This is a genomic window from uncultured Rikenella sp. (genome assembly GCF_910577125.1).
In the GTDB taxonomy this organism is placed as follows: domain Bacteria; phylum Bacteroidota; class Bacteroidia; order Bacteroidales; family Rikenellaceae; genus Rikenella.
Genome location: NZ_CAJTMN010000071.1, coordinates 1 through 10274, shown reverse-complemented (window position 1 = coordinate 10274; position 10274 = coordinate 1). Strand labels below are relative to the sequence as shown.

Here is a 10274-nt window from a genome sequence, read left to right as displayed (position 1 = left end):
CAAAGAGCACATTCAAGGGGGACTCGCATCCCCCTTGAAAATCCCCCGGCGATTCCTTTTAGGGTAGACACGGCCATCTGCCCACCGCGGGCACGCGGGGCCTGCGCGGCCCGAGCGCAGTACCCTCAAACAAACCCGCGCGCCACGCCTTAACAGGGAAATCGTTCAAACACGCAATCGTGTTTGAACAAGATTTCCCAAGGCGCGCGGACAAATCAAGACCGAAACCCTGCGGCTCTTCGAGTCGCGCGGGCCGAGAGCCTCCCCCAGCGGGAGGCCCGCAACTCACTACGCTCGTTCGGACACCCGCAGGCTTCGGCCCGATACAAATTTAGCCCAATTCACCGTCCCATTCGGCCTGTCGCCCATCCCCCCGAGGCGCAAAGCGCCTGGGCGACAAGGCCGGCGGTTCTGCGAACCGCAAGAGCATAGCCCACCCCCCCTTTCTGCGGCATTCGCTCTCGGCCCCGTGTCCGCCTCACTGCGGATCCGCTATCGATCCGCCGCATTTACCGTCGCCCGCTGGGATTTCAACTCATTTTGCTCACTGCAAAATGAGTGAAATCCCTCTTTACGCGGGCGGGCGCACCCACAGGGTGTTTTATTGACAACCTCTACCCCAACAGGACGGAACTGCGCTCGGGCCGCGCGGGCCCCGTTAAATAAGGCAGTGATAACCCTAGTAAAAGCCCCTGTGGGGCCCCGCGGTGGGCAATGGGCTGGGGCAGCCCAAATCTTCACCCCGTTCTTTGTTCGCGCGCCGGGGCGATTCATTCTGTTTCGGCTCATCGCCGAAATCGTTGAATCGCCTCTTTAGGCGGCGACGCGCGGTGCCTTCGGGCACTCCGACAGGGCCGCCTCTACCCCAACTGGATGGAACTGCGCTCGGGCCGCGCAGGCCCCGCGTGCCCGCGGTGGGCGAATAACTGGGTCGGCCCAAATCTTCACCCCGTTCTTTGTTCCCGCACCTTGGGCGATTCATGCTGTTTCGGCTCACGCCGAAACAGTTGAATCGCCTCCTAAAGCGTGGCGCGCGGTTGGTTTGAGGGTACTGTTCTCTTTGTGAACAACCGACGCTGCCAGCGAATCCAGAGGCCGTTTACGGACTATGGTAAGCGGCGAGGAGGAAAACAAGCGTAGCACAGTTAGCGAGAACCAGAAAAACTTTGGAGGATGCTTCGCATCCTCAAACTGCCGGCGGCCCACTCTTTGACCGCGCGCCTCGCGCTCCGCAAGCCTCGTTTCTTCGCGCACGGCAGCCAATCGCAGCACAAACCATCATCCGCCCCCTCAACAGCCTGTGAGTCCCTCCAGCGCACGCCGCAAAGCCGTCACCGACTTCGCCTCCCGAACCGACAAAGAGAGCTTGTTGCCCGACTGGTTGAGTTTGAACCGCGCCGGAGAGGCAGCCACAGCCTGCAACAGCGTCATGAAACGGTCGCTCTTGTAGAACGCCGACCGCTCGTCCGCCACGAAATAGAGCGTCGCCGCCCCGTTCTTCAGCACGATCCGTTCGATGCCGTCCGCCTCGGCCACGCGCCGCAGCCGAACCACCTCGAAAAGCTCCTGCACCGGCGACGGAGGCTCGCCGAAACGGTCGGTCAGCCGCTCGATAAACTGTTGCAACGCCTCCTCCGTCCGGATGCCGTCCAGCTCCCGATAGAGCCGGATCTTTTCCGCCGTCGTACCGATATAGCTGTCCGGCAGGTGGGCCGACGAATCCGTTTCGATCACGCAATCGATCGCCGAGGTATCCGGCTCCAGCCCCTGCTCCTCACGCAGCTCGGCCACCGCCTCCGCCATGATTTTCTGATAGGTCTCGAACCCGATGTCCGCGATAAAACCGCTCTGCTCCGCCCCCAGAATATTGCCCGCCCCGCGGATGTCGAGATCCTGCATGGCGATGTGGAAGCCGCTCCCCAAGTCCGAGAACTCCTCCAGCGCCCGCAAACGCCGATGCGCCTCGCCCGTCACCCCCTCTTCCGACGGAATCAACAGGTAGCAATAAGCCTTGCGGTTCGTCCGCCCCACCCGCCCCCGCAGCTGATGGAGGTCGGAGAGACCGAACAGATGGGCATCGTTGATAATCATCGTGTTGGCGTTCGGAATGTCGATCCCCGACTCGATAATCGTCGTCGCCAGCAGCACGTCGTACTCGCCGTAGATGAAGTCCATCATGATCTTTTCGAGCTCGGCCGCCGGCATCTGGCCGTGCCCCACCGCTACCCGCGCGCCCGGACAGAGCCGTTCGATGAGCTCCTTCATCCGTCCGAGGCTCTGCACCCGGTTGTGGAGGAAAAAGACCTGCCCGCCGCGGTGCAGCTCCGCCTCGATCGCCTCGCGGACGATCTCTTCGTCAAAGACGTCCACTTCGGTAGCCACCGGCTGCCGGTTGGGCGGCGGCGTGTTGATGATCGACAGGTCGCGCGCGCCCATCAGCGAGAACTGCAGCGTCCGCGGAATCGGCGTCGCCGTCAGCGTCAGCGTGTCCACATTAGCCTTCATATGTCGCAGCTTCTCCTTATTGGCCACCCCGAACTTCTGCTCCTCGTCGATGACCAGCAACCCGAGGTCTTTGAAGCGTACGTTCTTACCCAACAGCCGGTGGGTACCTATAATAATATCGATTTTTCCCTCCGCCAGATCGTCGAGAATCTCGCGGGTCTGCTTCGCGGTCTTGACCCGCGAGAAATTCTCGACCCGCACCGGAAAGTCCTTCAGCCGCCGGCTGAACGTGCGATAGTGCTGCAGCGACAAGACCGTGGTCGGCACCAAGACCGCCACCTGTTTGCCGTCGGTCACCGCTTTGAACGCCGCCCGGATGGCGATCTCGGTCTTCCCGAACCCCACGTCGCCGCACACCAGCCGATCCATCGGCACAGCCTGCTCCATATCCTCCTTCACGGCCTGCGTGGCACTCTGCTGGTCGGGCGTGTCCTCGTAGAGGAACGAAGCCTCCAGCTCCTGCTGCAGGAAACCGTCGGGCGAATAGGCATAGCCCTGGCTCGCCTTGCGCCGCGCATAGAGGGCGATCAGCTCCCGGGCGATGTCCTTGACCTTGCTTTTGGCGGTCTGTTTGAGCTTCTGCCAAGCCCCCGAACCGAGTTTGTGAATCTTCGGCTCCGGCGCGTCCTTGTCCTTGTATTTGCTGATGCGGTGCAGGGAGTGGACGTTGACGAAAAGAATATCGTTATCCTTGTAAACCAGTTTGATGAACTCCTGCACCACGCCGTTCGTGGTACTCCGCACGAGGCCTCCGAACTTTCCCACTCCGTGGTCGATGTGCACCACGTAGTCGCCCACCTGCAGGGCATTGAGCTCCGCGACGGTCATGCTCTCGCGCCGGTCGATCTCGTTGGGGACGGTGTAGCGGTGGTAGCGGTCGAAAATCTGGTGGTCGGTGTAGAGGGCGAGGCGCAGGGCCGGCATGACGAACCCGCCGTGCAAGGTGAGCGGGACATGGCCGTACCCCACATGTTCAAGCCCCACGGAGTCGAAGACGTTTTCGAGTCGCTCCATCTGGACACGGTTTTCGGTCAGGATATAGGTCGTCCGCCCCGCTTCGTTTCCCCGCCGGATGTCGTCGGCGAGCAGTTCGAAGTTTTTGTTGAACCGGGGTTGCGGCGAGGCGCCGAAGTCGATGTCCTGCCCTTCGGCCGGCCGCTCGGGCGCATGGACATTCAACGAAATCCACCGCCACGGCCCGGTCTCGGCCACGAACTGTTTCCGGCTGGTCACCTGCGTATCGATGGCGGCGGGGTCGTCGAGTTCGCCGAGCAGTTTCGTGCGTATCTGATCGAGTTTCGATAAAAACTGCACGGCATTGGTCATCCACAAGGTAACGCGATCCGGGCCGATGTACTCCGGCAGCGAGACACGTTTATCGGCCAGCTCCGCGTTTTTGAGATTGGGTACGATCTCGATCTCGTCGCGGGTCTCGGTCGAGAGCTGGGTGCCGACGTTGAAGAGCCGGATCGATTCGATGTCGTCGCCGAAAAAGTCGATCCGGTAGGGTTTGTTGTCGCCGAACGAGAAGAGGTCGATGATCCCGCCGCGCCGGGCATACTGGCCCGGTTCGCCGACGAAATCGACGTGTTCGAAGCGGTATTCGCCGAGCTGTCGTTCGAGTTCGTCCATGCCGATTCGCTGCCCTTTCCGCACGCGGAGCAGGTTTTCGGAGAATTTCTGCCGGTCGGCGACTTTTTCGGCCAGGGCTTCGGGATAGGTGCAGATGACAAGCGGCTTCCCGGAGCCGTCGTGCCCGGCGAGGGCGGTCAGCACGGCTGTCCGCTGGACGATTCCGGCGGGGTCTTCGCGACGGGTCTGGACGGAACGCTTGTAGGCGGTGGGGTAAAACAGAATCGCGCCGGGAAATTCCTCCTCGGCGATATTGATCAGGTCGTTACACAGATAGGAGGCGTCGTCGCGGTCGTCGGCAACCACCAGATGGATGCCTCCCTGCCGCCGGACAAGGCCTCGTATCGCAAAGGCGAGCAGCGAACCGGCCATCCCTCGCAAACGCAGGGTGCGCTCCGCCGCTGCCCGCTCCCGCAGCTCGCTCTGGGGTGCGCTCTCGTCGATCCGCTGCACTAACTGCTCTATGGTCATCTTCGTATGATGATATTTTCCGTTCGTTATCCGTGTCTACCCGCAGAGAACTGCCGCTTTTTGGAAAAAGCGGCACCAAAAACTTTTAGTTAGCTACGCTACGCCTTACGCTCCGCAATCCTCAATCTTCGAGATTGCTTTTGGGTCGGGGTTGTAGCGCGCCAAAGGTTGTGATTGCATTAAGCGCGCTACAACTCCCGGCCCAAAGAAAGTCCGGGAGTTGGGCCGCCGGCAGCTTTAGGATGCGTTAGCATCCTCCAAAAGTCTTTTGGGTACCTTTTCTTCAGAAAAGGTACGGTTCCATACTGGGCAAAGAACGATAAACGAACGATTATTTCGCCGCATCCGTCATGCGTCCCGCCCGTTCGAGCAGTTCCGAGAGGCGATCCATGTCCGGAGTGAGGATGATTTCCGTGCGCCGGTTCTGCGCCCGTGCCTGCGGATCCGTTCCCCCGACCAGCGGCACATACTGGCTACGTCCCGCCGCCGTGACGCGTTTCGGCGCAATCCCCCGGTTCCGGAGCAGGATGCGCACCACCGCCGTCGCCCGGTGGACGCTCAAGTCCCAATTGTCGATGATTTGATCCCCCTCTTTGGATCGATAGGGCAGATTATCCGTATGTCCTTCTACCATAATGCGGATACCCGGATTGCGCGCCAGCACCTCGCCCACCTTCATGACCGCCCGTTCGCCCGCCGGGGAGACCTCCGCCTTTCCCAGCTCGAACAGCAGCTTCTCGTCCACCGAGACATAGATCATCCCCCCGCGTTCCGAGACCGTCAGCCCCTCGCTGTCGAAATCGCGCAGCGCCTCGCCCAGCAGCGTCCTCACCTCCGTCAGCACCCTCGTCCGCTCCTTGAGCAGCGTCCGGAGCTCCGCATTCGTCAGCCCCTCCGCATAGTGCGTCGAGTCCAGCGCCTGATACTGCGCCTCCAGCGCCTCCCGCTGCTCGCGGAGCTGGTCGTTCTCCGCCCGGAGCGTCGCGCTCCCCGTCTCGCAGCGCAGCGCCCGCGTCTGCGTCTCGCGGTATTTCTTCATCGAGACGCACGACACCGCCCCCCACAAAATCAAGACCGCCCCGAAAATCGCCCGCCCGACTATTTTTCCTTTTTTCATAAGGCGAAGGTACAAATTTTCTATCTTTGTAATTATGCCTAAGGCCGAAAAGAAGACGCAAACCCCCACCTACCTCGACCGGATCGACTCGCCGGCCGACCTCCGGCAGCTCGCCATCGACGAGCTGCCCGCCTATTGCGCCGAACTGCGGGAGTTCATCATCCGCGAAGTGTCGGCCAATCCGGGCCACCTCGGCGCCAGCCTCGGCGCCGTGGAGCTGGCCGTCGCGATCCACTACGTCTACGACACCCCGAACGACAAACTCGTCTGGGACGTGGGGCATCAGGCCTACGCCCACAAAATCATCACCGGCCGGCGCGACCGGTTCCACACCAACCGCAAGCTGGGCGGCATCAGCGGTTTCCCGAAGATGAGCGAGAGCCCGTACGACGCTTTCGGGGCCGGACACTCCTCGATTTCGATTTCGGCCGCGCTGGGGCTGCTGCGGGGGCTGCGAACCGAGGCGGGCGGAGGAGCGAAGTGCGTGGCCGTGATCGGCGACGGAGCGATGACCGGCGGACTGGCTTTCGAAGGGCTCAACAACGCCGGAGCCGATCCGGCGAACGACCTGCTGGTGGTGCTCAACGACAACCGCATCTCGATCGACCCGAACGTCGGGGCACTGAAGGAGGCCTTGCTGGAGATCAGCACCTCGCGCCACTACAACCGGTTCAAGGAGACGACCTGGCGCGCGCTGGACCGGACGCCGCGGCTGAGGCGGATGATCCAGAAGGTGGTCAACGGCGCCAAATCGTTCTTCCTGCACCAGAGCAACCTCTTCGAATCGTTCAACTTCCGGTATTTCGGGCCGGTGGACGGAAACGACGTGGTGGCGCTCGTGCGGGCGCTGCGCGACCTGCGGAGTCTGCCGGGGCCGAAAATCCTGCACACGCTGACCGTCAAGGGGAAAGGGTATGCGCCGGCCGAGCGGGATCAGACCGAATGGCACGCCCCCGGCAAGTTCGATCCGGAGACCGGCGAACGGTTTGCGGCCACAAAGGCCGAATCCGGTATGCAAACGCTGAAGTTTCAGGAGGTGTTCGGCCACACGCTGGTCGAGCTGGCGGAGGCGGACGAGCGGATCGTGGGCATTACGCCGGCGATGCCGACCGGCTGTTCGATGAACCTGCTGATGGAACGGATGCCGGAGCGGGCCTACGACGTGGGGATCGCGGAGGGACACGCCGTGACCTTCTCGGCAGGGCTGGCGGCGGCGGGACGCGTGCCGTTCTGCAACATTTATTCGTCGTTCATGCAGCGGGCGGTGGACAACATCATCCACGACGCCGCGTTGCAGCGGCTGCCGGTGGTGCTCTGTCTGGATCGCGCGGGGCTGGTGGGGGAAGACGGGGCTACGCACCACGGGGCGTTTGATTTGGCATTGCTGCGGGGGATTCCGGATTTGACGATCGCAGCGCCGATGGATGCCGTGGAGCTGCGGAACCTGATGTACACGGCGACGCTGACGGACAACGGGATGTGGGTGATCCGCTATCCGCGGGGCGGGGCTTTTGCGGCGGAAGAAGTGCTCGGGACGCCTTTTTCCCGTGTCGACGTGGGGAAAGGGCGTATCCTGAACGAGCCTGAAAACGCGAATGTGGCGATACTTTCTATCGGCGCGATCGGGCTGGAGGCGGCTAAGGCAGTCACGGCTTTGGCCGGAGAGGGGATGGCTGTGGCGCACTACGATTTGCGGTTCGCCAAGCCGCTGGACGAGGAGTTGCTCCTGCGGATTGCGGCGCGAGGATATCGGCGGGTGGTGACGGTCGAGGACGGGGTGATTGCAGGGGGTGTGGGCTCGGCGGTGTTGGAGTTTCTGTCCGACCGGAACCTGCTGGGCGGGGCCGTGCGGGAAGTGGTGCGGCTGGGGCTGCCGGATCGGTTCGTGGAACACGGCGCGGTGGGCGAACTTCGGCGGGCATGCGGCATCGATGCCGAATCGATTGCGGAACGGATCCGGAATTTTGCGACGGCAGATTAAGATCGTTCGTATACTTGACAAAAAAGGCTTCGGATCTCCTCCGAAGCCTTTTTTCATACCCTTCGCAAACCGGATCGAGCCCTTCGCAAACCCTATGCCGGACGCTCCGACCGGCATCCCGTGTCCGGACTGCTCCACCCTGATCCCCGCCGACCTGGAATCGTTGCTCGACCCCGGCCGGGAGTTTATCTGTCCGTGCTGCGGCTGCCGGCTCGTCCTGATGCGCGAAGCCTCGGCCCAAGCCCTCGGCGAGCTGGAAAAGGTCGCCGAAGCGCAGCGGAACGTCGCGAAAAAAAGCCGTGTAAACCTTTAACCCTTTATTTGCCGAATTCCGATGAGACACGCTATTTTGCGCCTGCTACTCCTCTCCCTTCCCCTCCTCCTGAGCGCCGGCCACACCTCCCTGACGCGCCGAACCTCCCTCTCGCCGGCCGTCGCGGTGGAGACCCTGCGGCGAACGCTCCGCGCGGCCGACAGCCTGTCGAAACCGGTCGCCATTCCGGCCTCGTTCGACGAGGCGATCGACCTGATCCAGAACCTCCGACCGCAGGAGATGGAGCTCGACAGCGAAAACCGGCTCCGCTTCCGCTACGCAGACCAATGGTTTCTGCACGCAGACGACGAATCGGAACGCGAACGATCGTACATCCTGTTCGAACAGCCCGACGGCAAACGGTTCATTCCCGTCGTCCGTTTCACAGGCCGGAAACAACGCAACGACTAAACGATTAGACGATGAAATACTTTACCGTAGACGAATTATGCCGTTCGTCGACAGCGACGGCGCGCGGAATCGACAACCGGCCGCCGGACGAAGCCGTCGGCAAACTGAAGACGCTGATCGAAGAGCTGCTCGACCCGATCCGCGCCGCGTGGGGAGCGCCCGTGACGGTCAACAGCGGCTATCGTTCACCGGCACTGAACGCAGCCGTGGGCGGTGTCGCCACCTCGCAACACCTGCGGGGCGAAGCGGCCGACCTGAGCGTGGGCAATCCGGCCGCCAACGAGCGGTTTTTCCGTCGCATTGAAGAGCTGCAACGGGCGGGAACGATCGAGTTCGACCAGTTGATCGACGAAGCCCGCTACCGCTGGGTACACATCTCCTACCGCCGCGGGGCGAACCGGGGACAGGTATTGCATCTGTAAATCGTCCCCTTCAAAAATAAAAAGGCCCGGCCGTTCGGTCGAGCCTTTCGTTTTATACGCCCCACACCTCAAAGCGGCATATCGTCCGTCGAGATATAACCGTGCATCAAGGCATAGAGGGTCAGCCCCGAGACGGTCTTGATGCCGAGTTTGGCGGTAATATTTTTACGGTGAGTCAGGACGGTATTGAGGCTGATGTGGAGCCGGTCGGCAATCTCCTTGTTGATGGCTCCGCTGACCACCAGACGCAGCACCTCGACCTCGCGTCCCGAGAGGTCGGTCGACGGTTTCTCCTCCTCCGTCCGGTCGCCCCGCCAAATCCGTCCGAGCCGCTCCACCGTCTCCTCCAGCGTGCCCCGGGTCGAGACGACATACGGAGTCTCGCTGCCGCCGGCAGCGGCCTCCTGCCGGGCGAGAATCACACATCGGGTCCGGTGGGGCAGAAAAAAATCGACTTCGGCCGCAAAGGCCTCACTGTCGGTGAAATAGAGGTCGAACGCCCTCCCCTCTCGCAAAGCGTCGTCCACGGCGGCGAAACATTCTACCTCCACCGGGGCGAAATAGCGTTCCAGCATGGCCGCCAGTCCGACGCGCTGCAGCAGATCGGGCAGAATAACGGCTACTTTCGGCATAGATCGTCGATCAAAGGGGTGAGAATGCGGTCGCGGATGCGGTTGTGCTGCCGGATATCGCGTTCGATGCTCCCGACGGCGAAGATGACGGCATAGGCCAGATTATCATCGTATTCGCCGCTCAGGTGGCGCACCATGATGCTGCGCAGGTCGCGCAGCAGACCGACAGTCGGATCCTCCTCTTCGTCCGCGGCGGTCTGCGGCGCCGGACACGGCCTCGGCACACCGCCCTGAGGCACCTTCCCGGCGCTCAAAGCGGCACAATACGGGAACCAGACTTCGGTGTCATATTCGATGGCGGCGATCAGGCTCTCCTTGAACCGTTCGAAAAACCGCCCGAGCAGCGCAAGCTGGCCGTTCTCTCCGCCGCCGGCGATCAGCCGCCCCAGGTGCCGCTCGACATTGGGTAGCTGGTAGTGCAGATAATAGGCGTTGGTTTTGCTCAGGTAATCGACGATCCGGCTGACGTGAAACGATTTGAGCCGCTGTTCGGGAAAATATTCATCGAACAGGTAGGTGTTCATGAGAATGAGCATGAATTCCGGGTCGAGCCGATGCTCGTCGCACACGGCGGCGACGGTTCGGTCGCCCAGCCCCAACCGGATGCCGAACCGGCTCACGAGGGGTATCAGGCTGGGATGCTGTTCCAAGGCTGCACTCAGCGGGGTGTCGCTTGTCAATAGTGCCATGTCGTAAAGATAACGATTATTTTCCGACCGCTATTTTGAGCCGGACGGAACCGTACCTTTTCTGAAGAAAAGGTACCCAAAAGACTTTTAGATAGCTACGC

8 protein-coding genes are annotated in these 10274 nt (G+C 61.9%); 4 read left to right on the top strand and 4 right to left on the bottom strand.

The features are described 5' to 3' along the window. Positions 1 to 1290: 1290 nt before the first annotated feature. Positions 1291 to 4608, bottom strand: coding sequence for a transcription-repair coupling factor (gene mfd, locus QZ292_RS07720; protein WP_294600195.1), 3318 nt, complete (start codon positions 4606 to 4608; stop codon positions 1291 to 1293). Positions 4609 to 4939: 331 nt separating this feature from the next. Further along, positions 4940 to 5725 carry an OmpA family protein gene (locus QZ292_RS07715; protein ID WP_294600192.1) on the bottom strand — a complete coding sequence of 262 codons (786 nt, stop codon included), beginning with the start codon at positions 5723 to 5725 and terminating at the stop codon, positions 4940 to 4942. Between the two features lie 34 nt (positions 5726 to 5759). Between QZ292_RS07715 and dxs the strand changes: the two genes are divergently transcribed. From dxs to QZ292_RS07695, 4 genes are all read left to right on the top strand, one after another. After that, positions 5760 to 7706: a 1-deoxy-D-xylulose-5-phosphate synthase gene (dxs, locus tag QZ292_RS07710; RefSeq protein WP_294600189.1), complete on the top strand. Its 1947-nt coding sequence runs from the start codon at positions 5760 to 5762 to the stop codon at positions 7704 to 7706. A 94-nt stretch (positions 7707 to 7800) separates the two neighbouring features. Continuing rightward, positions 7801 to 8019, top strand: a complete 219-nt coding sequence (locus tag QZ292_RS07705; protein ID WP_294600185.1) for a hypothetical protein — start codon at positions 7801 to 7803, stop codon at positions 8017 to 8019. 21 nt (positions 8020 to 8040) lie between these two features. Next, positions 8041 to 8430, top strand: coding sequence for a hypothetical protein (locus QZ292_RS07700; RefSeq protein WP_294600182.1), 390 nt, complete (start codon positions 8041 to 8043; stop codon positions 8428 to 8430). An 11-nt stretch (positions 8431 to 8441) separates the two neighbouring features. Beyond that, entirely contained in the window at positions 8442 to 8852 is a 411-nt protein-coding gene (locus QZ292_RS07695; RefSeq protein ID WP_294600179.1) for a D-Ala-D-Ala carboxypeptidase family metallohydrolase, read from the top strand. A 68-nt stretch (positions 8853 to 8920) separates the two neighbouring features. On the opposite strand, the gene QZ292_RS07690 is transcribed toward QZ292_RS07695, so the two are convergent. Then, positions 8921 to 9484: a LuxR C-terminal-related transcriptional regulator gene (locus tag QZ292_RS07690; RefSeq protein ID WP_294600176.1), complete on the bottom strand. Its 564-nt coding sequence runs from the start codon at positions 9482 to 9484 to the stop codon at positions 8921 to 8923. Beyond that, a complete protein-coding gene (locus QZ292_RS07685) occupies positions 9472 to 10173 on the bottom strand; it encodes a helix-turn-helix transcriptional regulator (protein WP_294600174.1) in 702 nt (233 codons plus the stop codon). The genes QZ292_RS07690 and QZ292_RS07685 overlap by 13 nt, the downstream gene beginning before the upstream one ends. Between the last annotated feature and the right edge of the window lie 101 nt (positions 10174 to 10274).